The 23,805-nt window shown below is 67.5% G+C and carries 20 protein-coding genes; 15 read left to right on the top strand and 5 right to left on the bottom strand.

From position 1 onward, the window contains the following. Nucleotides 1–26: 26 nt before the first annotated feature. On the bottom strand, nucleotides 27–1,256 hold the full coding sequence (locus E8M83_RS16585; RefSeq protein WP_137174453.1) for a metal-dependent hydrolase: 1,230 nt from the start codon (nucleotides 1,254–1,256) through the stop codon (nucleotides 27–29). Between the two features lie 168 nt (nucleotides 1,257–1,424). Between E8M83_RS16585 and E8M83_RS16580 the strand changes: the two genes are divergently transcribed. The 5 genes from E8M83_RS16580 (at nucleotide 1,425) to ccoS (ending at nucleotide 8,012) form a co-directional block, all read left to right on the top strand. Further along, nucleotides 1,425–2,987, top strand: coding sequence for a PAS domain-containing methyl-accepting chemotaxis protein (locus E8M83_RS16580; RefSeq protein WP_137174452.1), 1,563 nt, complete (start codon nucleotides 1,425–1,427; stop codon nucleotides 2,985–2,987). Between the two features lie 215 nt (nucleotides 2,988–3,202). Next, entirely contained in the window at nucleotides 3,203–4,594 is a 1,392-nt protein-coding gene (hemN, locus tag E8M83_RS16575) for an oxygen-independent coproporphyrinogen III oxidase (RefSeq protein WP_137174451.1), read from the top strand. A gap of 9 nt (nucleotides 4,595–4,603) precedes the next feature. Next, complete coding sequence (locus tag E8M83_RS16570; protein WP_137174450.1) at nucleotides 4,604–5,389, top strand: sulfite exporter TauE/SafE family protein; 786 nt, start codon at nucleotides 4,604–4,606, stop codon at nucleotides 5,387–5,389. Beyond that, entirely contained in the window at nucleotides 5,386–7,857 is a 2,472-nt protein-coding gene (locus E8M83_RS16565) for a heavy metal translocating P-type ATPase (protein ID WP_137174449.1), read from the top strand. Before E8M83_RS16570 ends, E8M83_RS16565 begins: the two co-directional genes overlap by 4 nt. Nucleotides 7,858–7,859: 2 nt before the next feature. Further along, the gene (ccoS, locus tag E8M83_RS16560; RefSeq protein ID WP_137174448.1) at nucleotides 7,860–8,012 is read left to right on the top strand and encodes a cbb3-type cytochrome oxidase assembly protein CcoS; all 153 of its coding nucleotides are present in this window, start codon (nucleotides 7,860–7,862) and stop codon (nucleotides 8,010–8,012) included. 38 nt (nucleotides 8,013–8,050) lie between these two features. Here the strand turns inward: ccoS and E8M83_RS16555 are convergent, their stop codons facing one another. Then, nucleotides 8,051–8,449 carry a TraR/DksA family transcriptional regulator gene (locus tag E8M83_RS16555; RefSeq protein ID WP_137174447.1) on the bottom strand — a complete coding sequence of 133 codons (399 nt, stop codon included), beginning with the start codon at nucleotides 8,447–8,449 and terminating at the stop codon, nucleotides 8,051–8,053. Nucleotides 8,450–8,694: 245 nt separating this feature from the next. Here E8M83_RS16555 and ccoN point away from each other — a divergent pair, with 245 nt between their 5' ends. The 6 genes from ccoN to E8M83_RS16525 are packed head-to-tail and all read left to right on the top strand — an operon-like array spanning nucleotide 8,695 to nucleotide 13,900. Then, entirely contained in the window at nucleotides 8,695–10,155 is a 1,461-nt protein-coding gene (gene ccoN / locus E8M83_RS16550) for a cytochrome-c oxidase, cbb3-type subunit I (protein ID WP_137174446.1), read from the top strand. A gap of 18 nt (nucleotides 10,156–10,173) precedes the next feature. Further along, nucleotides 10,174–10,788 (top strand): cytochrome-c oxidase, cbb3-type subunit II, encoded by a 615-nt coding sequence (ccoO, locus tag E8M83_RS16545; RefSeq protein ID WP_137174445.1) that lies wholly within the window; start codon nucleotides 10,174–10,176, stop codon nucleotides 10,786–10,788. Between the two features lies 1 nt (nucleotide 10,789). Beyond that, nucleotides 10,790–10,966, top strand: coding sequence for a cbb3-type cytochrome c oxidase subunit 3 (locus tag E8M83_RS16540; protein ID WP_137174444.1), 177 nt, complete (start codon nucleotides 10,790–10,792; stop codon nucleotides 10,964–10,966). Nucleotide 10,967: 1 nt separating this feature from the next. Then, complete coding sequence (ccoP, locus tag E8M83_RS16535; RefSeq protein ID WP_137174443.1) at nucleotides 10,968–11,924, top strand: cytochrome-c oxidase, cbb3-type subunit III; 957 nt, start codon at nucleotides 10,968–10,970, stop codon at nucleotides 11,922–11,924. Then, the gene (gene ccoG, locus E8M83_RS16530; protein WP_137174442.1) at nucleotides 11,921–13,330 is read left to right on the top strand and encodes a cytochrome c oxidase accessory protein CcoG; all 1,410 of its coding nucleotides are present in this window, start codon (nucleotides 11,921–11,923) and stop codon (nucleotides 13,328–13,330) included. The genes ccoP and ccoG overlap by 4 nt, the downstream gene beginning before the upstream one ends. A 42-nt stretch (nucleotides 13,331–13,372) precedes the next feature. Beyond that, a complete protein-coding gene (locus E8M83_RS16525; RefSeq protein WP_229491588.1) occupies nucleotides 13,373–13,900 on the top strand; it encodes a FixH family protein in 528 nt (175 codons plus the stop codon). A 15-nt stretch (nucleotides 13,901–13,915) separates the two neighbouring features. Here the strand turns inward: E8M83_RS16525 and E8M83_RS16520 are convergent, their stop codons facing one another. Together E8M83_RS16520 and E8M83_RS16515 are read right to left on the bottom strand one after the other, a co-directional pair. Continuing rightward, on the bottom strand, nucleotides 13,916–14,386 hold the full coding sequence (locus E8M83_RS16520) for a hypothetical protein (RefSeq protein ID WP_137174440.1): 471 nt from the start codon (nucleotides 14,384–14,386) through the stop codon (nucleotides 13,916–13,918). Between the two features lie 90 nt (nucleotides 14,387–14,476). Next, nucleotides 14,477–15,454: an arsenic resistance protein gene (locus E8M83_RS16515; protein ID WP_137174439.1), complete on the bottom strand. Its 978-nt coding sequence runs from the start codon at nucleotides 15,452–15,454 to the stop codon at nucleotides 14,477–14,479. Nucleotides 15,455–15,570: 116 nt separating this feature from the next. On the opposite strand from E8M83_RS16515, the gene E8M83_RS16510 reads away from it, so the two are divergent. From E8M83_RS16510 to E8M83_RS16495, 4 genes are all read left to right on the top strand, one after another. Continuing rightward, nucleotides 15,571–15,948, top strand: coding sequence for a hypothetical protein (locus tag E8M83_RS16510; RefSeq protein WP_137174438.1), 378 nt, complete (start codon nucleotides 15,571–15,573; stop codon nucleotides 15,946–15,948). A 193-nt stretch (nucleotides 15,949–16,141) separates the two neighbouring features. Next, on the top strand, nucleotides 16,142–17,974 hold the full coding sequence (locus tag E8M83_RS16505; protein WP_137174437.1) for a DUF885 family protein: 1,833 nt from the start codon (nucleotides 16,142–16,144) through the stop codon (nucleotides 17,972–17,974). 233 nt (nucleotides 17,975–18,207) lie between these two features. Continuing rightward, nucleotides 18,208–20,493, top strand: coding sequence for a catecholate siderophore receptor Fiu (locus tag E8M83_RS16500; protein ID WP_137174436.1), 2,286 nt, complete (start codon nucleotides 18,208–18,210; stop codon nucleotides 20,491–20,493). An 81-nt stretch (nucleotides 20,494–20,574) separates the two neighbouring features. Next, nucleotides 20,575–21,408: a metallophosphoesterase gene (locus E8M83_RS16495; protein WP_137174435.1), complete on the top strand. Its 834-nt coding sequence runs from the start codon at nucleotides 20,575–20,577 to the stop codon at nucleotides 21,406–21,408. Here E8M83_RS16495 and E8M83_RS16490 read toward each other — a convergent pair whose 3' ends face one another. Beyond that, nucleotides 21,409–23,703: a penicillin-binding protein 1A gene (locus E8M83_RS16490; RefSeq protein WP_229491587.1), complete on the bottom strand. Its 2,295-nt coding sequence runs from the start codon at nucleotides 23,701–23,703 to the stop codon at nucleotides 21,409–21,411. Between the last annotated feature and the right edge of the window lie 102 nt (nucleotides 23,704–23,805).

Genomic DNA, 23,805 nt, shown 5'->3' with positions numbered 1-23,805 from the left:
TGTGAAACCCCGCTCTGCTTTAGGTCCTATCTTGGCATGTGGCGTGGATCCAGCAAGTCCTGGCGCGGCCGCTCCCACTGCGGCACCGGCGCCGGGCAGGGCCGGTCCGCCATCCCGGCATAAGGCAAGGTCGAGAAATTGTCGACCCCGGGCGCGCTGAAACGGATATCGGTGGCCTTGCCGTCGACCAGCGACGGCACGCGCGCAAAGCGCAGCCAGCCATCGAAGTGGCAGTTATCCCGCTGCAGCGCGCGCAGGCCGGCCAGGCTGCCGTCTTCCTGGTACTTCCATGACAGCGCCGAGGCCTGCCCGTCCGGCTCGCCGCCGAAGCGCACCGGGCAGGCGGCGACGTCGCTCACGCCTGGCGCCAGGCTCAGTACGCCCAGGCGCACCGCATAACTGCCAGCGCCGCCGTTGTCGGTAATGGTCGCGAACGACCAGCACAGGGGATTCGAGGGAAAGGCCGACAGCGGCAGGTCGAGGATACGGCTGCCCGGCTCGAGCTGGGCAAGCGCCGAGCGGATCTGTTCCCGCGCCAGGTGGCCGGCCACGCCCTGGACCGCAATGAAGCCGAGGCAGGCCACGATCGCGGTGATGACGCCGCGCGACCCGCCGCGGCGCGCCATGAAAGCCACCACGGCGGCCACCAGCAGCAAGCCGGCCAGCGACCCCCACTGCAAGAAACCCATCGAGGTAAACAGCACCGGCGCGGCCAGGATCGAGCCCGCGAACAGCCAGCGCAGCACCCGGTTCGGCACCAGCAAGGCCAACGCAACGCCGAGCGAGGTCCAGAACACCGGTTCGATGATGAACACCATATCGCCGTACAGCCAGCGCGAGTCGAGCGGGTGGAAGGGGTGCACGCCGTAGACGTTCAGGAAGTCGAGCGACAGGTGCAGCACCATCCCGACCGCGGCGGTTGCCAGCACCGCCTTGCGCGCCGTGCGGTCGTCCTGCATCAGGCGCCGTGCCCCCGGCCACAGCAGCCAGAGCAGGCCAAGCAGCAGCGCGATCTGGGGCAGGGCGTATAGCAGCGTGTGGGTGTGGCCGCGGTGGTGCAGCAGGTAGCCGAGCGGCGGCGCCAGCAAAGGCGTGAGCACCAGGTCGAGGTCGGGGAAATTGCTGGCCAGCGCGCCGGTGGCGAGCAGGACGCGGCGGCGCGTACATGCCTTGAGCGGATCGGGATTGGCCGGCAGGGCGCGGTCGGCGAGTTCGCCCAGCGCCAGGCCGACCAGGGAGTGGGTCAGATTATCCATCCCACAAGTTTACCTTGAAAGCAAGATATTGAACTAAATCAAGAATCTCTTGGTTACTTAAGGCCGTGGACCATGGGATTTTTGATGCAGGTCATACTTTTTGCAATTCCTCATGGTTAGAATGCAAGAAACGATACTTTTGCCATAGAGCAACACTAGGAGAGCGCAGTGCGTAACAACCAGCCAGTCACCGGCATCGAATACCTGATGAACGAAGGGCAGTCCATCGTATCGAAAACCGATACCAAGGGCCGCATCACCTACGTCAACCCGAGCTTCGTCGAAGTCAGCGGTTTCAGCGAACAGGAATTGCTGGGCAAGGCCCACAATATGGTGCGCCACCCGGACATGCCGCCCGAAGCCTTTGCCGACCTGTGGGCAACCCTGCAGGCGGGCGAGCCGTGGACCGGCATGGTCAAGAACCGCCGCAAGAACGGCGATTTCTATTGGGTGGTCGCGAACGTGGTGCCAATCCAGGAAGGCGGCCGGGTGACCGGTTATATGTCGGTGCGCACCGCGCCGACCCGTGCCCAGGTCGAGCGTGCGGCGCGGCTGTACGGCGATCTGCGCAGTGGCAAGGCACGGGGTATGGCGATCGTGCGCGGCCAGGCGGTGCGTAGCGGCTGGCGCAGGCGCCTGGGGGCGCTGCGTGATGTGCCGCTTGGCCAGCGCCTGGGCTGGATGATGGGGGCCCAGGCCTTGCTGCTGGCCGCGCTCGGGCTGGCGGTCGACGGCGCCGCCTGGCGCGTGCTGGCCGGCGCCGGCGTCCTGGCCTCGCTGGCCGTCTGGTATGAGCTCAATCGCAGCATCGCCCAGCCCCTGCGGGACGCCACCGCGACTGTCTATGCGCTGGCCGGTGGCGACCTGGCGCGGCCGGTACCCGCGCCCGGAGGCGGCGAGATCGGCCGCCTGCAGCTGGCGCTACGCCAGCTGAACATCAACCTGACCGCGATCATGGGCGACGTGCGCGCCAACGTCAGCTCGATCGAGCTGGCCACGCGCGCGATCGCCGCCGGCAATGCCGACCTGGCCAGCCGCACCGAAGCCCAGGCCGCGAGCCTGGAGCAGACCGCGGGCAGCCTGGGCAACATCGCCCGCGCCGCCGGCCGCAACACCGACAGCGCGGTGCAGGCCGACGGCATGGTGCGCGCCGCGAGCACGGTGGCGGGACAGGGCGGCGCGTCGGTCGGCCTGGTCGGCCAGACCATGGACAAGATCAGCGGTTCGGCCCACCGCATCGGCGACATCATCGGCCTGATCGACGGCATCGCCTTCCAGACCAACCTGCTGGCGCTGAATGCGGCGGTGGAGGCGGCGCGCGCCGGGGAGCAGGGCCGCGGCTTCGCGGTCGTGGCCGGCGAGGTGCGCAGCCTGGCCCAGCGCACGGCCGGCGCCGCCAAGGAAATCAAGGGCTTGATCGAGGTCTCCAGCGGCCACGTGGGAGAGGGTACGGAACTGGTGGGCCAGGCCGGCCAGACCATGCGCGAGGTGGTCGACAAGGTGGCCGGGGCGGCCGCCATCATGAGCGCGATCACCGCCGCCAGCCGCGAGCAGGCCCAGGACATCCTGGGCGTCAATGCGGCCATGACCGAGCTCGATGCGATCACCCGCCAGAACGCGGCCCAGGTCGAGGAATCGGCCGTGTCGTCGGGCAGCGTGGCCGACGAGGCGGCCCGCCTGTCGCTGGCCTTGTCGGTGTTCAAGTTCAACAATACTGGCCGAGCGAAGTAAGGCAGACTCAGCTATATTTTGATGCATATCAAGGATTCGCAAGAGCCAGCTCAATAAACTGACAGCTAAATGGTGCCACTTTGCATTTCCGCAAAGTGGCCAGCAGCTGGAGTTCCATTGTCATGCCCGTCGAAGCGCAAGCGGCGTCCCCCGCGCCGGTCCCCACCCCGGTCCCCACCCCGGTTCCCACCCCGGCTCCGTCCCAAACCGCCATCATGCTCCATCCTGTCGTCGAATTCGATGGCGACCTGCTGGCCCGGCTCGGCAAGTCCGGCCCCCGCTACACCTCCTACCCTACCGCCGACCGCTTCAGCGCCGATTTCGGCTACCGCGACTACCTGCATGCGGTGGCCAGCGTGCGCACGCGCGGCAAGCGGCCGCTGTCGCTATACCTGCACATCCCGTTCTGCGAGCATCTCTGCTATTACTGCGCCTGCAACAAGATCATCACCAAGCGGCGCGACAAGGCGGCCACCTACCTGTCCTACCTGAAGCGTGAAGTCGAGATGCAGGGCCTGCTGTTCGCCGGCATGAACGAGGTCGAGCAGCTGCACTTCGGCGGCGGCACGCCGACTTACCTGTCCGACGCGCAGATGGGCGAGCTGATGGCGCACCTGCGGCGCTGCTTCAGCTTCGCGCCGGACGAGCGCGGCGAATACTCGATCGAGGTCGATCCGCGCACCGTGTCGACCGAACGGGTGCACAGCCTGCGGCGCCAGGGCTTCAACCGGATCAGCCTGGGCGTGCAGGATTTCGACCCCGACGTGCAGAAAGCCGTCAACCGGGTCCAGCCCGAGGCGGAAACGGTCGCCATCATCGACGCCGCGCGCGCGGCGGGTTTCCGTTCCGTGAGCATCGACCTGATCTACGGCCTGCCGAAGCAGACGCTGGCGAGCATGGCGCAAACGCTGGACAAGGTGGTCATGGCCAGCCCCGACCGCATCTCGGTCTACCACTACGCCCATATGCCGCACCTGTTCAAGCCGCAGCGGCGCATCCTGCAACAGGACATGCCCGACAGCGACACCAAGCTCAGGATGCTCCAGCTGTGCATCGAGCGCCTGGGCGCGGCCGGCTATGTATACATCGGCATGGACCATTTCGCCAAGCCGGACGACGACCTGGCCGTGGCCCAGCGCCAGGGCCGCCTGCACCGTAACTTCCAGGGCTATTCGACCCATGCCGACGCCGACCTGGTGGCCTGCGGGGTGTCGAGCATCGGCGCGGTGGGTGCGACCTACAGCCAGAACGTCAAGACGCTCGACGAATACTACGACCTGATCGACCAGAACGAGCTGCCGGTGCAGCGCGGCATCCGCCTGTCGATGGACGATGCGCTGCGCCGCTCGATCATCCAGCAGCTGATGTGCCAGTTCGAGCTGTCGATCCGGGCCATCGAGCAGGCCTTCCCGATCGTCTTCGGGCAGCACTTCGCCACCGAACTGGCGGCGCTGGGCCAGATGCAGGACGACGGCCTGGTGCAGGTCGGCCCGGAATGGATCACCGTCACGATGAAAGGGAGACTGTTGATCCGCAATGTGTGCATGGCGTTCGACCGCTATCTCGCCCGGCCGGGCGAGGGGCCGCGCCACTCGCAGACCGTGTAGGGACCAGCCATGAGCGGCATCAGCCTGTTTCCCGTGTTTCTCGTTGGCCTGGCCGGCAGCGTGCACTGCGCCGGCATGTGCGGCGGGATCGTCGGGGCGCTGTCGCTGCCCCGCCAGCGCCCGCGAGCGCCGGCGCTGCCGGAACCGGCTTTCCCGGTGCCGGTGCGCAGCGTGACGGCGGCCAGTGGCGCATCGCTCACCTGGGTCGGGGCCTATAACGCGGGCCGCATCGCCAGTTACATGACGGCGGGCGCGCTGGCCGGAGGCCTGGCCGGCGGGGCTGCCTCGCTGGCATCGCTGCCGGCGCTGCAGGCTTCTCTGTATTGGGCCGCCAACCTGATGCTGGTGGCCCTGGGGCTGTTCTTGATGGACGCCTGGCGCGGCCTGGCCAGGGTCGAGCAGGCCGGCCAGGCGCTGTGGCGCCAACTGTCTCCGCTGTTGCGGCGGTTGAACGGCTTTGACGCGGGTGGGGCGCGCATGTTCGCGCTCGGCGCCTTGTGGGGCTGGCTGCCGTGCGGGATGGTGTACAGCGTGCTGGTCACGGCCATGCTGAGCGGCTCGGCGCTGGGGGGCGCCGGCGTGATGCTGGCCTTCGGCCTGGGCACGCTGCCGATGCTGGTTGCACTCGGCCTGGCGGGCACCCGCTTGCGCGCCCTGATGGCGCGGCGCGCGGTGCGCGTCGCCTGCGGATTTGCAATACTGGCCTTCGGCATCCTCGGCCTGGCTCGCGCCGCCGGCGGCCTGCCGCCGGGCTGGATGCACGAGTTGTGCCTGGACGTGGGGAGGTCGATATGAGCGCGGTCCTTGAAGAAGCGGTGCGCGACACCGCCGGCGCCAGTGCCGGCACGGCGGCGCGCGCGCTGACCGCCGGGTGTTTTCACTGCGGCCTGCCGGTGCCGCACGACAGCCATTGGCAAGCCACGGTCGGCGGCAACGTCCAGCGCATGTGCTGTCCCGGCTGCGCGGCGGCGGCCCAGGCCATTGTCGACGGCGGCTTCGCCGACTATTACGCGACCCGCACCGCCTACGCCACCCAGGCCGACATCGAGGCCGCCAATGCGCCCGAGCTGGAGCTGGTCGATGGCGCCGATCTCGACGGCGCGGCCAGTTTCACGGTCGAGGGCATCCGCTGCGCCGCCTGCGTGTGGCTGATCGAACGCCGCCTGCAGCAGTTGCCGGGCGTATTGGACGTGAGCCTGAACGTGGCCACCGAACGCCTGTTCGTGCGCTGGGATCCGTCCGGCTGCCGGCCGAGCGCCATCCTGCGCACCCTGCGCGCGATCGGCTACACGGCGTATCCGCATGACGCGCGGCGCCACGGCGAGCAGCTCGAGCGCGCGCGCAAGACGCTGTTCCGCCAGCTGTTTGTGGCCGGCCTGTCGATGATGCAGGTGATGATGTACGCGGTGCCGGTATACATGGCCGACGAAGGCACGATGGACGCCGCCATGACGGCGCTGATGCATTGGGCCTCGTTCTTTCTGACCTTGCCGGCGGTGCTGTATTCGGCCCGGCCCTTCTTTGCCGGGGCCTGGCGCGACCTGCGGCGTGGACTGCCGGGCATGGATGTGCCGGTCGCGCTCGGGATCGGCGCCGCCTTCGTGGGCAGCGTGCATGCGCTGGCGACCGGTCGCGGCGACGTCTATTTCGATTCGGTGACCATGTTCGTGTTCCTGCTGCTGGGCAGCCGCTACCTGGAGCTGGGTGCGCGCCGCAAGGCCGCCGGCGCGCTCGAGCGCCTGCAGCAGGGCCTGCCGCCATCGGCGCTGCGCCTGCGCGGCGATCCACAGCTGCGCAGGGGGGATGAGGACCTCGAGCTGGTGATGGCGGCCAGCCTGCGGGTGGACGACCTGGTGCTGGTGCGCGCCGGCCAGGCGGCGCCGGCCGACGGCACGATCGTCGACGGCGACACCGAGGTCGACTTGGCATTGCTCACCGGCGAAAGCCGCACCCAGCACCGCGGCATCGGCGACCCGGTCCCGGGCGGTGCGGTCAATGTGGCCGGGACCATCGTGCTGCGCGTGACCTCGACCGCCCACGACAGTACCCTCGCCATGCTGGTGCGCCTGGTCGAGCGCGCGGGACAGGGCAAACCAGCGCTGGCCCTGTGGGCCGACCGGGTCGCGGCCTGGTTCGTGTTCGGCCTGCTGTGCCTGACCGTGCTGGCCTATGTCGCCTGGCTGCAGGTCGACCCGAGCCGCGCCTGGCAGGTGGCGATCGCGGTACTGGTGGTGTCCTGCCCGTGCGCGCTGTCGCTGGCCACGCCGACCGCGCTGGCCGCCGCCACCGATCGCCTGCTGCGGCGCGGCGTGCTGGCGGTGCAGCCGCACACGCTGGAGACCTTCGACCGCGCGACCCATGTGGTGTTCGACAAGACCGGAACGTTGACCCATGGCCGCCCGGTGCTGCGCCAGACCCTGTCGGTGGGAACAGTGCCCGGCTTCGACTGCCTGCGCATCGCCGCCGCGCTGGAAGCCGACAACCCGCACCCGCTGGCCACCGCGATCCGCGAGGCGGTGGTCGCCTCGCCGGCCGAGGCGGGCCGCGCCAGCCAGGTGCAGTTCACGGTCGGGCAAGGTGTGGAGGGCTGGGTCGAAGGACGTTATTACCGGCTGGGCAGCGCGGCCTGGGTCGCCGGCGTGGCGGGCGGCGTGGCACGCGCCGCGGTGCCGGCCGGTACCACCTCGGTCTGGCTCGGCAACAGCGATGGCTGGCTGGGGCGCTTCGACCTGGCCGACGGCCTGCGGCAAGAGGCGGCCGACGTGGTGCAGCGCATCCGCGCCAGCGGCAAGACCGTGATCCTGCTCAGCGGCGACGAGCAGCACGCAGCGCAAGCCGTAGCGGCGCGGCTGGGCATCTCGACCGCCATCGGCGGCAAGCTGCCGCAAGAGAAGCTGGCCTATGTGCGGCGCCTGCAGCAGGACGGCGCGGTGGTGGCGATGGTCGGCGACGGCATCAACGACGCAGCCGTGCTGCGCGGGGCCGACGTCTCGTTCGCAATGGGACGCGGGGCCGAACTGGCCCAGCTGCATGCCGATGGCGTGCTGATGGGCGACAGCCTGGCGCCGCTGGCCGACACGCTCGATACGGCGCGCCGCACGCTGGCGGTGATCCGCCAGAACCTGGCCTGGGCCACGGTGTACAACGTGGCGGCGATTCCGGCGGCGGCGGTTGGCCTCCTCAATCCCTGGCTGGCGGGGATCGGCATGGCGGCCAGTTCGGCCGTGGTCGTGCTCAATGCGCTGCGCTTGCGAAAGGATTGACGATGGAAGCCTTGTATTTGCTGGTGCCGCTCAGCGTGCTGGTGGTGGCGGGGGCCTTGTGGGTGTTTTTCGGGGCGGCCGACAGCGGGCAGTTCGATGACCTGGAGGGGCCGGCGTATCGCGTCTTGCAGGATGACGATCGGGCGGGAAATTGATGCCGGGCCGGCGGCGCGCCGCCGGCCCGGCTGGACCGTCACATGGTCGGGCCGCGACCCGTATGCGTTTCCTTCTCGATGCGGTCCTGGCACTCGATGCAGTTGCGCACAGCCGGCGTGGCCAGCAGGCGGGCGTCGGGAATCTCGCGCCCGCACGACTCGCAGATGCCGGCGCCGCCGGCCTCTAGCTTGCCGAGGGCGACGTCGATCTCGTGCAGGGTGTTGGCATCGTGCTCGGCGAGATGAACCTCGTCGTGGCCGATCATCTCGGCGGTATTGCGGTCGTCTCCTTGCGCTTCGTGCGCTAGGGGACCGATCGATGGCGCATCGCCTTCGTCGGCCGTGGTGCGCGAACGCACGGCGCCCAGCAGGTCTTCGCGCGCCTGGTTCAGGCGCTTCGACATTTCTTCGTGAACGGATTGGGAAAGAGGCGGCATAGCGATTCCTTATTGCTTAGTTGAGGAAAAGCCCTCCCGGGACGGTGGGCCGTCTAGTTTTGGACTTGATTCATCTCAAAACGATGCCCGCGGAATCGTGGAAGAAAGTGTCGCAGCCCCGGCCACAACAGACGTTCCTCATACTCTATCCATCAAGGAACATTTTGATACACATCAAGGATTTTTAAGGTACGTAAACGCACACTCCTGACTGTCACTCAATCGTGTCATTTCAGGAGAGTATCTTGGACAGCAGTCTAAACTATAACTACAAGATCGTGCGCCAGTTTGCCATCGCGACCGTGGTCTGGGGCGTGATCGGCATGGCGGCAGGGGTGTTCATCGCGGCCCAGCTGGCCTGGCCCGCGCTCAATTTCGATATCCCATGGCTCAGCTACGGACGCCTGCGTCCGCTGCACACCAACGCGGTCATCTTCGCCTTCGGCATCTGCGGCCTGTTCGCCACCTCGTATTACGTGGTGCAGCGCACCTGCCAGGTCAGGCTGTTCTCGGACAAGCTGGCCGCGTTCACCTTCTGGGGCTGGCAGGCGGTGCTGCTGTGCGCCGCGGTCTCGCTACCGATGGGCTTCACGCGCGGCAAGGAGTACGCCGAACTCGAATGGCCGATCGCGATCCTGATCGCCATCGTCTGGGTCGCCTACGCCGTGGTCTTCTTCGGCACCATCGTCAAGCGCAAGGTCAAGCACATCTACGTCGCCAACTGGTTCTTCGGCGCCTTCATCCTGGCCGTCGCCATCCTGCACATCGTGAACGGCATGGTCACCCCGGCGTCGGCCATGAAGTCGTATTCGGTGTATGCGGGCGTGCAGGACGCCATGATCCAGTGGTGGTACGGCCATAACGCGGTCGGCTTCATCCTGACTGCCGGCTACCTGGGCATGGTGTACTACTTCATTCCGAAGCAGGCCGAGCGTCCCGTGTATTCGTACCGCCTGTCGATCGTCCACTTCTGGGCGCTGATCTTCACCTATATGTGGGCCGGCCCGCATCACCTGCACTACACCGCGCTGCCCGACTGGACCCAGTCGCTGGGCATGGTGTTCTCGATCATCCTGCTGGCGCCATCGTGGGGCGGCATGATCAACGGGATCATGACCCTGTCGGGCGCCTGGCACAAGCTGCGTTCGGATCCGCTGTTGAAGTTCATGATCGTCTCGCTGTCGTTCTACGGCATGGCCACCTTCGAGGGCCCGATGATGTCGATCAAGACCATCAACGCGCTGTCGCACTACACCGACTGGACCGTCGCCCACGTCCACGCCGGCGCCCTGGGCTGGGTCGGCTTCATCACGATGGGTTCGATCTACTACATCCTTCCGCGTGTCGCCGGCAAGAAGCAGATGCACAGTGTCGCGATGGTCGAGACGCACTTTTGGGTCGCCACCATCGGCGTCGTGCTGTACATCGCCTCGATGTGGATCGCCGGCGTGATGCAGGGCCTGATGTGGCGCGCGGTGAACGCCGACGGCACGCTGACCTATACCTTCGCCGAGAGCGTCAAGGCGACCTATCCCTACTACGTGATCCGCGTGACCGGTGGCGCCCTCTACCTGTCGGGCATGGTCCTGATGGCCTGGAATACCTGGATGACGCTGCGCGGCACCAGGAGCGTCGACGTCCCGATCCCGGTCGGGCCGAAGAATCCGCACGGCGTGAACGAAGCCGAGCATGTCGTCCCAGCCTAAAGAAACCAGGAGTCTGCAATGAAATTCACCCATGAGTGGATCGAGAAGAATGTGTGGCTGCTGATCGGCCTCGTCCTGCTGGTCATCTCCTTCGGCGGCCTGGTCGAGATCGTGCCGCTGTTCTTCCAGAAGTCGACCACCGAACCGGTCGCCGGCCTGAAACCCTACTCGCCGCTGCGCCTGGCCGGCCGCGACGTGTATATCCGCGAGGGCTGCTATGGCTGCCACTCGCAGATGATCCGGCCGTTCCGCGCCGAGACCGAACGGTATGGCCACTACTCGGTGGCCGGAGAGTCGGTCTACGAGCACCCCTTCCAGTGGGGCTCCAAGCGCACCGGTCCCGACCTGGCGCGGGTGGGCGGCCGCTACAGCGACGAATGGCACCGCACCCACCTCGACAATCCGCGCGACGTGGTGCCGGAATCGAATATGCCGGCCTATCCGTGGCTGGCCGCTACCCGCCTGGTCCCGGCCGAGATCATGCCGAAGATGCGCGCGCTGCGCCGCGTCGGCGTGCCCTACACCGATGAAGAGATCGCGCTGGCGCCGCAAGACCTGGTCGACAAGACCGAGCAGGACGCGCTGGTCGCCTACCTGCAGGGCCTGGGCACCCAGATCAAGACGAGGAACTGAAATGGCACTCCAACAAATTTTTGACGACGCCAGCAGCGTCATGACCGTGATCAGCTTCGCGACCTTCATGGGCATCGTGGGCTGGACCTACCTGCTGCACAAGGGCAGCGATTTCGACGCGGCCGCGCAGTTGCCGTTCGCGGACGATCCTACTTGCGACCAGGGCGAGGAGCATTGACATGGCCGACTTCTTCAACGACTTCTGGCACTACTACGTCGCGGTCATTACCATTTTGTCGATCGCCGGCTGCGGCATCCTGCTCTGGTCGCAGTCCAAGTACAAGGTCAGGCTCGATGCCGACGGCAAGCCGCAGCAGACCACCGGCCACGTGTGGGACGAAGACCTGACCGAGCTGAACACGCCGATGCCGCGCTGGTGGATCGTCATGTTCTGGCTGTCGATCCTGTTCGCGGCCGGCTACCTGGTGCTGTATCCGGGCCTGGGCGCCTGGCGCGGTACCCTGGGCTGGAACCAGGTCGGCGAGTACCAGGCCGAATTGAAACAGGCCAAGGCCGAATACGGCCCGCTGTTCGAGCAGTACAAGAAGCTCGATTTGAAAGCAGTGGCGGCCGACCCGCAGGCACATGCGATCGGCGAGCGCCTGTTCCTGACCTATTGCTCGCAGTGCCACGGCTCGGACGCGCGCGGCAGCAAGGGCTTCCCGAACCTGGCTGACAGCGACTGGCTGCACGGCGGCGAGCCGGACGTCATCAAAACCACGATCATGAACGGCCGCACCGGCATGATGCCGCCGATGGGCGCGGCGCTGGGGTCGGACAAGGATGTCGAGAGCGTGGCCCACTACGTACGCTCGCTGTCGGGCCTGTCGGCCGATCCGATCAAGGTCGCCTTCGGCAAGCCGAAGTTCGCCACCTGCGTGGCCTGCCACGGCGCCGACGGCAAGGGCAATGCGATGCTGGGCGCCCCGAACCTGGCCGACAAGACCTGGCTCTACGGCGGCAGCGTCGAGACCGTGATGGAGACGATCCGCAAGGGCCGCACCAACACCATGCCGGCCTTCGGCGATTTTTTGGGTGAAGAGAAGGTCCACGTGCTGGCGGCCTATGTGTGGAGCCTGTCGAATCCGGTCGCGCCGGCGCCGATCAATCCTGCGAAAGCGACGGCAGCAAAATGAAAGACCCCGATGGAGCGCCGCGCGAAGCGGTCGTCCGCATGTACGCCGCGCGGGAGGATATCTTCCCGCGCGAGATCAAGGGACGCTATGCCACGCTGCGCTGGGCCTGCGTCTGGCTGACGCAGATCCTGTTCTACGGCCTGCCATGGCTGAACATGAACGGCCGCCAGGCCGTCTTGTTCGACCTGGCCAGCCGCAAGTTTTACCTGGCCGGCATGGTGTTCTGGCCGCAGGACTTCATCTACCTGGCGGCGCTCCTGATCGTGTGTGCCTATGGCTTGTTCCTGGTGACGGCGGTGGCGGGCCGCGTCTGGTGCGGCTTCGCCTGCCCGCAGACCGTCTATACCGAGATCTTCCTGTGGATCGAGCGCAAGATCGAAGGGTCGAGAAGCGCCCAGATGCGGCTCGCGCGCCAGCCCTGGAATGCCGAGAAGGTCGCCAAGCGCAGCGCCAAGCATTTGTCATGGGGCGCGGTGGCGCTGTTTACCGGCTTCTCCTTCGTCGGTTACTTCACCCCGATCCGCTCGCTGGGCGGCGAGATCGCGGCCTTCGGCCTGGGGCCGTGGGAAACCTTCTGGATCCTGTTCTATTCCTTCGCCACCTATGGCAACGCCGGCTGGCTGCGCGAGCAGGTGTGCAAGTATATGTGCCCGTATGCGCGCTTCCAGAGCGCGATGTTCGACAAGGACACCCTGGTCGTCACCTACGACGTCGCGCGCGGCGAGCCGCGCAACGGCCGCCGCAAGGGCGAAGCGAAGGCGGACGCCGGCAACAGCGGCGACTGCATCGATTGCAGCCTGTGCGTGCAGGTATGCCCGACCGGGATCGATATCCGCCAGGGCTTGCAGTACGAGTGCATCGGCTGCGCCGCCTGCGTCGACGCCTGCAATATCGTGATGGACAAGGTCGGGCGGCCGCGCGGTTTGATCCGCTATGCGACCGAGAACGGCCTGGTGCAGAAACTCGGCTCGGCCGAGATCCGGCGCCGCATGCTGCGCCCGCGCGTGCTGGTCTACAGCGCGGTGCTGGCGCTGCTGGTGGCGGCGATGGGCACCTCGCTGCTGCTGCGCAATCCGCTCAAGCTGGACGTGATCCGCGACCGCGGCTCGATGGGGCGCGAGGTCGAGGATGGCCGCATCGAGAACGTGTACCGGCTGCAGGTGATGAACACGAGCGAAGCGCCGCAGTCGCTGCGGGTGAGCGTGAGCGGCATCTCGTCGGCCACGGTGGTCGACGAGGGGCCGATCGCGATCGATGGCGCCACCACCCGCGCGGTGCCGGTGCGGGTGCGCATCGACCCGGGCGCCGGCAAGCCGGGCTCGAACAAGATCGAATTCACGGTGCGCTCGAGCACTGACCCCGAGCTGGGCGTGAGCGAAGGCGCGGCCTTCATCGTTCCGAAGTGAGCACACCCGGATAAGTGTGCTGAAATGAGCAAGGAGAACAACATGCAAGCGACGAATCCCAACTTCCCGCATGGCGCGCCGGCGCCGTGGTACAAGCACCGCTGGCCGTGGTTCCTGATGATCGGGCCGGTGGCGGTGATGATCGCCACCGGCGTCTCGGCCTGGCTGGGCATGCAGCAGCCCGACGCGATGGTGGTGGCCGATTATTACAAGCAGGGCAAGGCGATCAACCAGGACTTGCGGCGCGACCGCGTCGCCACCGAGCTGGCGTTGAGCTTCGAAGCCAGCCACAATGCGCGGGCGGGGCGGCTGGATGGGCGCCTGGCCAGCGGCGGCCAGCCTGTGGTGGCGCCGTTCCACATCCGGCTCGCGCATCCGACCCTGCCCGAGCGCGACATGGAACTGGAAGCGCTGCCGGATGCGCAGGGCCGCTTCTCGGCCGTATTGCCGCGGCTCGAGGCGACCCATTGGCAGGTGGTGGTGGAGGGCGCCGCGCGCGACTGGCGCCTCGCGCGCAGCTGGAGTCCGGCGAAGCAGGCGCGCCTGGTAATTGAGGCGGACGTCCGTTAGCGCGGCTTGCCGACCTCAGGGAAGGAGGATGACGGTGAGCAGGGCGCTGGCGACGACGATGGCCGTGAAAACGCCGATGGCGCTGAAAACCGACTTGCTCCAGGGACGGCGTACGTAGCTGTCGCCGATGACCGCCGCGACATAGCGTTCCTGCGCCCGCCCGCCCCACAGATGCCAGGCGGCCAGCAGGCCGAGCGCCGTTGCCGACGGCGGGGACAGGTCGCGGCCCAGCATCTCGCCGGCGACCGGCAGGAAGCAACTCACGACGATGCATCCCATGACCATATAACACCAGGTCCGGGCCTCCGCGGCCTTGTCTTCCTGGCCGAGCGCCCGCCAGTTGCGCATGTGGATGTAGGCGCTGAAGGCGGGCGAAAGCAGCAGCCCCCACAAGGTCGCCGCCCGTGGATTCCACAACGGCGGCCGCTCGGCGGCGACAGCGATACTGTAGGCGGTCGATGATACTGCTGGGAGCGAAATGTCCATGGCGGTCCTTTAGGTTATTTCCACATGGAAATGATGCATGGACCTCCCGCGGGGGTATTTGATCCGCGCCAGTCGACTAGCCGATGCGCCTCATGCGGCGTCAACGGTTGGAGTCGATTTTCCGAGGCGGGCGATGGCGCGCACATAGACCAGTTCCGCGACCAGTTCGACCAGGGTCTGGGTCACGATGATCGCCGGCAGCAGTGGCACCGCCCCCGGCACGGCCAGCGCCAGCGGCAGCACCACCAGCGAGTTGCGGGTGGCGCCGCTGAAGGCGACCGCGCGGCCCGCGGGCGCTTCGAGCCGGAACAGCCGCGCCACCAGCCAGCCGGCGATTGGTGCGAGCAGCGCGAAGGCGATATACACCGGCACCACGCCGAGCGCCGCGTCCAGCGCCTGGCCGAGCTGCGGCAGCACCGAGGCCACCACGATGAACAGCACCAGGGCGGTGGCCGGCACCGGCAGCAGGCCGAGCACCGTTGACACACGCGCGCCGGCCTGGCTGCGGCCGGCCCAGGACTGCACTGCAACCGCCAGCAGCAGCGGTACGGCGATCAGCCATGTGAACGCATCGATGAAGGGCCCCGGCTGGACCAGGCCGGCGGCGCCGTCGCCGAGCAGGATGCGCAGGTAGACCGGCAGCACCAGCATCTGCGCCACCAGCAGCACCGGCGTCGCGGCCAGCAGCAGGCGCGCGTCGGCGCGGCCGAGGTGGGAGAAGGTGACCACATAGTCGATGCAGGGCGCCAGCAGCACCAGCAAGACGCCCAGCCGGACCAGCGGATCTGCCGGCACGAAGGGCAGCAGGCCGGCGACCAGCAGCGGGATCACGACGAAGTTGGTCGCCAGCAGCGCGGCCAGGAAGCGGGTGTTGGTGAAGGCCCGGCCCAACTCGGCCAGGGGCACCTGAAGGAAGGTCACGAACAGCATCAGCGCCAGGGCCGGGTTGACCGCCGCTTCCAGCGCGGTGGTTCCCGGCAGCGCGAGTGCCGCCAGGGCGGCAAGCGCCACGGCGCCGAAATAGATGGCGACCTGGTTGTTTTCGAGCTGGTCCCTGGTGTGCTGCATGCGGCGTGATCGCTTTCGTTCATGAAGGTTGGCTCCGGCATTATACGGAGCGCGCATCCTTCCCATTGGCGGCGGTGCTGTAAGATGCCGTCCAACGTGATTCATCGGGAGGGGAAGTGCGGTACCGGAACCTGCTGTTGTACTGGCTGGCGCTCGGGGGCGTCGGGATGCTGGCGTTCCGCGTGCCCTTCGTCGGCTTCGCGCTCGGCATCGGCGCGCTGCTGTACTTCGTCTATGCGATCCCCTACTGGCTGCTGTTCGTGGTGTTCTTCCACCAGCGGCCGCACAGCCGCCTGGTGTTCGGCATGGCGCGCCGCACCTTCGCGCTCCGGCTCGCCCTTGGGGCGGCGCTGGCCTGCATCGGCAGCCTGCTGCTGGGATGGAAGGTGCTGGCCTGCCTGGGTGCGGCAGTGCTGTACTACTGCGGCGAGGTCGAGCTCAAGGACCGGATGATCGCCGCCGCGCGCGGGTACGCCGATCGTCCGCCTGGCTGACGCCGGGGCGCTCTCGCATCAGTCCTTGCGCATCAGCACGGCCATCGCGCCGCTGGAATGGACGCCGTACGTACGCGGCCCGACAACACCGGCGTTGTCGATCTGTTTACTTCCATGTTAGATTCTTCGACGGCAAGAGACCATCCACGAGATGCGCCGCCGCAGTTCATCAACCACAAGGAAGACACCCAAGATGCCATCGACCCGCCAGCGCAGCCTGCGCGCCACCATCGCCGCCCTGTTCATTCCCGCCATGCTCGCCGGCGTGTCGCTGCCAGCCGCTGCCGCTCCAGCCGCCGCCAGCCAGGCCGCTACCGCCGCCCCGTACAAGGCGTTCGACGCCTGGAGCGACAAGTTTGCCGAGGACTGGGTGCGCCAGAGCCCGCAGCTGGCGACCTCGACCCAGTACTTCGGCGGCGCCGAGCAGGCCAGGCTGGACCGCGAACTGACCCCGCTGACCGCGGCGCACCGCAAGAAGTCGGTCGATCTCGCGCGTGAGGGCATCAAGCGCCTCGACGGTTTCAAGGCGCAGCCCCTGAACGAGACCCAGAAGATCTCGGCCGCCGTGATGCGCTGGTCGCTGCAGAACGTGATCGCCAACGAGCCGTTCGAGGACCACGCCTTCGTGTTCTCGCAGTTCAGCGGACCGCAGATCAGCCTGGTCAACTTCATGACCAACACCCATCCGCTGCGCAGCGCGGCCGACGTGGACAGCTACCTGGCCCGCCTGGACCAGGTTGGCGTGCGCCTCGATGAAGCGCTGGCGCGCGCCAGGGGCGCAGCAGGCAAGCAGCTGATCCCGCCGCGCTTCATCCTCGAGCGCGCCCAGTTCCAGGTCGAGCACTTCCTGAAACCGGCCGCCAGTGAGAACGTGCTGGTGACCACGCTGGCCCAGCGCACTGCCGAGATCAAGGACCTGTCGCCCGAGGCGCGCAGCGCCGCCATCGCGCGTGCGACCGGCATCGTCGAGCAGAAGATCCGTCCTGCGTACACCCGCGTGCAGGCCTTCATGGCCGAGATCCACCCGAAGACCGGCGACGTGGCGGGCATCTCGCGCCTGCCGAACGGCGCCGCCGCCTACAAGCGCGCGATCGAGAACTTCACCAGCACCCAGCTGAGCGCCGAGGAGATTCACCAGATCGGCCTGCGCGAAGTGGCGCGCATCGAAGCCGAGATGGACAAGCACCTGCGCTCGCTCGGCCTGGTCGAGGGCGGCATCGAGGCCCGCATGCAGCAGCTCGACGCGCGCTTCCAGCCGAAGGGCGAAGGCGATCCGAGGCCCGCCATCATCGCCAGCTACAACGAGATGGTGCGCGACGCCGAGCGCAGGAGCAGCACGCTGTTCAACCTGAAGCCGCGCGCGCCGGTCGACGTGCGCCGCGTGCCGCCGCTGACCGAGCCGTCGGCGGCCGCCCACTACACCTTGCCGGCGCCGGACGGCAGCCGTCCGGGCATCTTCTGGGTGCCGCTGCGCGGCCCGACCTTCAGCATGGTCCGCATGCGCAGCCTGGCCTACCATGAAGCCGTGCCGGGCCACCACTTCCAGCTCGCGATCCAGCAGGAGATGAGCGACCTGCCGAAGTTCCGCAGCCAGCGCATCTTCAGCGGCGGCAGCGCGCACTCGGAAGGCTGGGCGCTGTACACCGAGCGCCTGGCGGTCGAGCAGGGCTGGTACGAGGGCGATGTGCCCGGCCTCCTGGGCGCCCTGGGTTCGGAACTGTTCCGCGCCCGCCGCCTGGTGGTCGACACCGGCTTGCACACCAAGGGCTGGACCCGCCAGCAGGCGATCGACTACGGCATCGGCGCCCAGGAAACCGAGCGCTACGTCGTGTGGCCGGGCCAGGCCAACGCCTACATGATCGGCATGTTGCGCATCCTCGAACTGCGCCAGAAAGCGCAGCAGGAACTGGGCGACAAGTACTCACTGCCGGCTTTCCACGACATGGTGCTGGGCGCCGGCTCGGTGCCGCTCGACGTGCTGGGCGAGCTGGTCGATAACTGGATCGCGCAGCAAAAGAAAGCGTAAGGTCCGCCAGCAGGCGGTGAACCGCCGCCTGCGCCGAATGAGCGAAAAACGTCCCCGCCGAGAGCGGGGACGTTTGCTTTCGCTACCCGCAAACGCCAGATACGAAGTGGATCGGAAGTGTTGTGCGAACGCGAATGATAATGATTATCGTTTACATGTATTGACGTTCTCGGTAGAATCATTGTTTTACTTGCACTGTTACGCACTACTCATCTGAAAGAGACACACTCGCCATGAAAGCTATCAAGAGCCGCAAGCACCCATCCACCCGCAGCCAGGTCGCCGGCACCGCGCTGGCCGCCGTCCTGCTCCCGCTCGGCGCCCACGCGGCCGACGACGCGCCAGCCACCAATGCGGTCAATGCCCCGACGGCCACCGTGGCCCCGCAGTCGACCGTCGAAATCGTCGGCAGCTACGAGAATCCGTTCCGCGCCGAAAACGCGTCGTCGCCCAAGTACACCGAGCGCCTGGTCGACACCGCGCAGACGGTGCAGGTGATCAAGAAGGAGCTGTTCGAGCAGCAGGGCGCCCTGACCCTGACCGAGGCGCTGCGCAACACCCCTGGCGTGGGCGCCTTCTTCCTCGGCGAGAACGGCAACACGACGACCGGCGACGCGATCTTCATGCGCGGCTTCGACACGTCCAACAGCATCTACGTCGACGGCGTGCGCGACATCGGCACGATCTCGCGCGATGTGTTCAACCTGGAGCAGATCGACGTGCTGAAAGGCCCGGCCGGCACCGACAACGGCCGCAGCGCGCCGACCGGGTCGGTCAACCTGGTGACCAAGAAGGCCAACCTGACCGACCTGGTCACGACCTCGATCACCGGCGGCAGCGGCGACCAGCAACGCATCACCGCCGACGTCAACCGGGTGCTCGACGCCGAGCGTGGGATCGCCGTGCGCCTGAACGTGCTGGCCCAGGATTCGGGCAGCGCCGCGCGCGACGTGGTCGAGAACAAGCGCTGGGCCGTGGCGCCGAGCATCGGCTTCGGCCTGAACGGCGCGACCCGCGTGCACCTGGACTACCTGCACGTCGACCAGAACAACATCCCCGACGGCGGCGTGTTCGTGATCGGCCTGCCGGGCTACACCAGCCCGGACCGCGCCCGGCCATGGATCGCCGACGCGCCCAAGGTCGATCCGAAGAATTTCTATGGCTCGACCGACGACTACGACGACGTGAAAGCCGATATGGCGACCGTGCGCGTCGAGCACGACTTCTCGCCGACCATGAAGCTGCAGAATACGAGCCGATACGGCAAGACCAGCCAGGATTACCTGCTGACGGCCTTTCTCACCAGCGCCGCCAACCTGGCCACGCCGGTGCAGGGCGATCCGAATACCTGGACCCTGGCGCGCAGCATCCGCACCGGCAAGGACCAGGAAAACAAGATCCTCACCAACGTCACGACCCTGACCTCGCAGTTCACTACCGGCGCCGTGTCGCACACCCTGGTGACCGGCCTGGAAGTGAGCAGCGAGCGCCAGACCACCTGGGGCCTGACCGGCCTGGGCACGCTGCCGGTCGCGAACATCTATCGTCCCGACCCGAACCAGGCGCCGACCACGCCGGTCGACGTGCGCCGCACCGGCGCCTACAACGAGGGCGAGATCGACACCCAGAGCCTGTACCTGTTCGACACCGTCAAGCTCGGCGAGCGCTGGATCTTCAACGGCGGCGTGCGCCTCGACCACTTCCGCGGCGACTATTCGGTGGTGGCGCTGACCAATAATGTGCTGACCTCGACCCGCTTCAAGGTCGGCGACAACCTGGTCAACGGCAAGCTGTCGGCGCTGTACAAGCCGACCGCCAACAGCAGCGTGTACGCGATGGTGGCCAGCTCCAAGCAGCCGCCGGGCGGCAGCTTCACCGTCTCGGGCAGCGCCAACAGCGCCCAGAACCCGATCTACGAGCCGCAGAAGACCGTCACCACCGAGGTCGGCGGCAAGCTGGACTTGCTCAAATCGAAGCTGTCGCTGTCGGCGGCGCTGTTCCGCACCGAGGTCGAGAACGAGGTCGAGCAGGATCCGGCCGACCAGCAGTGGTACCAGACCGGCGAGAAGCGGGTGCAGGGCGTGGAACTGGGCGCGACCGGCGAGCTGGCCCCGCACTGGCTCCTGAGCGCCGGCTACCTGTACATGGACACCAGCGTCGAGCGCGGCCGCAACGTGACCGCCGCCGGCGAGAACAGCCTGACCTACACGCCGAAGCAGTCGTTCACCGCCTGGACCTCGTACGACCTGCCGTGGGGCCTGCGCATCGGCGGCGGAGCGCGCTTTTCCGACAAGCTCGCGCGCGGCACCGACGGCGCGATCGGCACCCCGGCCTATACCGAGTCGTACTGGGTGTTCGACGCCATGGTCGGCTACAAGGTCAACAAGAACGTAGACGTGCGCCTGAACGTGTACAACATCGGCGACGAGAAGTATGTCGCCGCCATCAACAAGAGCGGCTACCGCTACACCCCGGGCACGCCGCGCTCGGCCAGCCTGACGGCGAATATCCGCTTCTAGGCAGAAAGCGGATCGCGCGGGACGCTCATGTGCGTCCCGCGTGCCTGAAGCCGGGCGGCGCTTGCGCTATACTCGGCGCCCATGCGCATACAGCTTTTCTCCGACCTCCACCTCGAACGCTATCCCGGCTTCCAGCCGCACATCCTGCCTGGCGCCGACGTGGTGGTGCTGGCCGGCGACATCGGCTCCTACCAGGCCGGCTCGCGCCTGGAAACGCAAGACTTCGGGCTCGAGCGCTTTTCGACCGCGCTGCCGGCGCTGGCCGGCAAGCAGGTGCTGTTCATCCCCGGCAACCACGAATTCGATTCGCTCGACTACGACGCTACCCATGCGCGGCTGCGCGCGACCTGCGAGCGCCTGGGCATCACGTGGCTCGACCGCGAGATCGTCACCATCGGCGACGTGCGTTTCATCGGCACCACCTTGTGGAGCGACTTCGATGCGCTGGCGCTGCGCGACACCGACCTGGCCAAGCAGCTGCAGCAACGTAACAAGGCCTTCCGCGCGGCGAACTACTACCTCAGCAAGAACACGACGCTGAAGGATGGCGAGCAAGTGCTGGCCGAAGGCATCCGCGCCATGTCGCTCGATTGCCAGGCCTGGTTGCGCGCGGCGCTGGCCACGCCATTCGAGGGCAAGACGGCCGTGGTCACCCATTTTGCGCCGAGCCTGATGAGCGCCGACCCGCGCTACGGCCTCACGCCCGGCACGGCGGGCTTTTGCAACACGCTCGACGACATGTTCAAGAGTGCCCAGCTATGGATGCACGGCCACCTGCACTGCATGAACGACTATCTGGTCGAGGGCCGCGACGGCCCCTTGTCCTGGTCGTGCCGGGTGGTGGCCAACCCGCTCGGCTACCTGAGCAAGGGCGAGCAGGAAGGCTTCCGCCAGGACTTGCTGATCGAGCTCTGATCAAGGCAACATCCTCTCGTCATCCGCTGAAAGCGTCCCTATCAGCGTCTCGAGGCCGTCGACTGGCTCGGGCGCGCGCTCTTGCTCCGCATACTCGGCATATACCCAGTCGCCGCCCGCGCGCGCCACGCCCTCGGGCGGCAGCGGCTCGTGCTGCGGCGTCTTCGCCAATGCGACGCGCATGAAATCGACCCACATCGGCAGCGCCAGCGTGGAGCCGAATTCGCGCCCGCCCAGCGAGCGCGGTTCGTCGTAACCCATCCAGGCCACCGCCGCCACCTGGCCGCCGTAGCCGGCGAACCAGCCGTCGACCGCGTTGCTGGTGGTGCCGGTCTTGCCCGCCAGGTCTTGCCGCTGCAACTGGCGCGAGGCCGCCGTCGCGGTACCGACGCGGGTGACGTCGCGCAGCATGCTGTCGACGATGAAGGCGTTGCGCTCGTCCAGCACGCGTGCGGCTTCTTGCCGTGGCTGCGGCGCCAACTGCTCGTGGAGCACCTTGCCGTCGCCATCCTCGATGCGCGCGATCAGCCATGGCTCGACCCGATAGCCGCCATTAGCCAGCACCGCATAGGCGCCGGCCATCTGGAGCGGCGTGACGGCGCCGGTGCCCAGGCCGAGCGTGAGGTTGCGCGGCTGGCGCGCGGCGTTGAAGCCGAAACGGGCCAGGTGCTCGCGGGCATAGTCGACGTCCAGCGCGCGCAGCATGCGCACCGTGGGCACATTGCGTGAGCGCGAGAGCGCGTGGCGCACCGTGACCGGGCCCTCGAACACATTGTCGTCATTGCGCGGCGACCAGTTGGCATAGGCCTTCTCGGCGCTGAAGTCGAGCGGTTCGTCGAGGATCTGCGTGCCGGGAAAGAAGCCGCGCTCGAGGCCGGCCGAATACACGAAGGGCTTGATGCTCGATCCCGGCTGGCGCCAGGCCTGGGTCACGTGGTTGAACTTGTGCAGCGAATAATCGAAGCCGCCGACCAGGGCGCGGTAGGCGCCGGTGTCGGTATCGAGTGCGACGAAGGCCGCGGCGACTTCGGGCAGTTGGGCGATCGCCCAGGCGCCGCCGGCAGGGCGGGTCACGCGGATCACGGCGCCGGGCGCCAGTTTCAATGCCGGCCTGGTCTTGGCCGACAGGGCGCCGGCGGCGAAGGCCAGGCCCGGGCCGGTGATCTCGACCTCTTCGCCGTTGGCCAGCAGGGCGCGCACCCGTTTGCCGGACGCCGCGGTGACCACCGCCGGCGCCAGGCCGTCCACCGCAGGGCGCTTGTGCAGGGCGGTTGCGATCGCATCCTCGCGTTCTGCAGCGCCGGCCGGCAGGGCGATGCGCGTTTCCGGGCCGCGGTAGCCGTGGCGGCGGTCGTAGGCGAGCACATTGCGGCGCACCGATTCATGGGCCGCGTCCTGCTCGGCCGCGACGATGGTGGTGGTGACGGTGATGCCGCGCTCGTAGGCGGCCTGGCCCAGGCGCGCATGGACGGCCTGGCGCGCGATCTCGGCGACCCAGGCCGCGCGCGGATTGAAGCTGGCGCCGTGGCTGCGCACCTGCAAGGGTTCGGCCAGCGCGCGGCGGTATTGGGGCTCGCTGATCATCGCCAGCTCGCGCATGCGCCTCAAGACGACATGCTGGCGCTTGCGCGCCGCCTGCGGGTTCGACACCGGATTGCTGCTGGAAGGGTTTTGCGGCAGGCCAGCCAGCATCGCGATCTCGGCCAGGGAGAGCCCGGCCAGCGGCTTGCCGAAATAGGTGCGCGCGGCGCTGGCGAAACCGTAGGCGCGCTGGCCCAGGTAGATCTGGTTCAGGTAGACCTCGAGGATCTGGTCCTTGGTGAGCGCCTTCTCGATCTTGTAGGCCAGGGCGACTTCGGTGAGCTTTCTCGGCAGGGTCTTGTCGCGCGAGAGAAAGAAGTTGCGCGCCACCTGCATCGTGATCGTGGACGCGCCCTGGCTGCCGAAGTCGCCGATATTCGCCTTGGCCGCGCCGAGCGCGCGGATCCAGTCCACGCCGCCGTGCTCGTAGAAGCGGGTGTCCTCGATCGCCAGCACGGCCGACTTCATCAGCGCCGGCACCTTGGCAATGGGGACGAATTCGCGCCGCTCGGCGCCGAACTCGCCGATCAGGACCTTGTCGGCGGTGTAGACGCGCAGCGGGATCTTGGGCCGGTAGTCGGTGACGGCCTTGATGTCGGGCACCTCCGGCAGGATCGAGGCGGCCGCTCCGTGCGGGACGGCGATCAGGGGCAGCAGGGCGCTGGCGGAAAGCACCAGCGCGGCGCGCGTGGGCAGGACGGGGAAAGTGGACATGGCGGCACGCTCTGAAAGAAGTGCGCCGATCTTACTGGCGGCCGGCCGCCCTGGCTTGCGATAAGCGCGCGGTAGCGCCACCTGGCACCGCGGGGTGCAGGC

The organism is Massilia sp. HP4 (assembly GCF_005222695.1).
Taxonomy (GTDB): domain Bacteria; phylum Pseudomonadota; class Gammaproteobacteria; order Burkholderiales; family Burkholderiaceae_D; genus Telluria.
The sequence above is the reverse complement of the archived record's forward strand: the minus strand, read 5'-3'. Positions and strand labels throughout refer to the sequence as shown.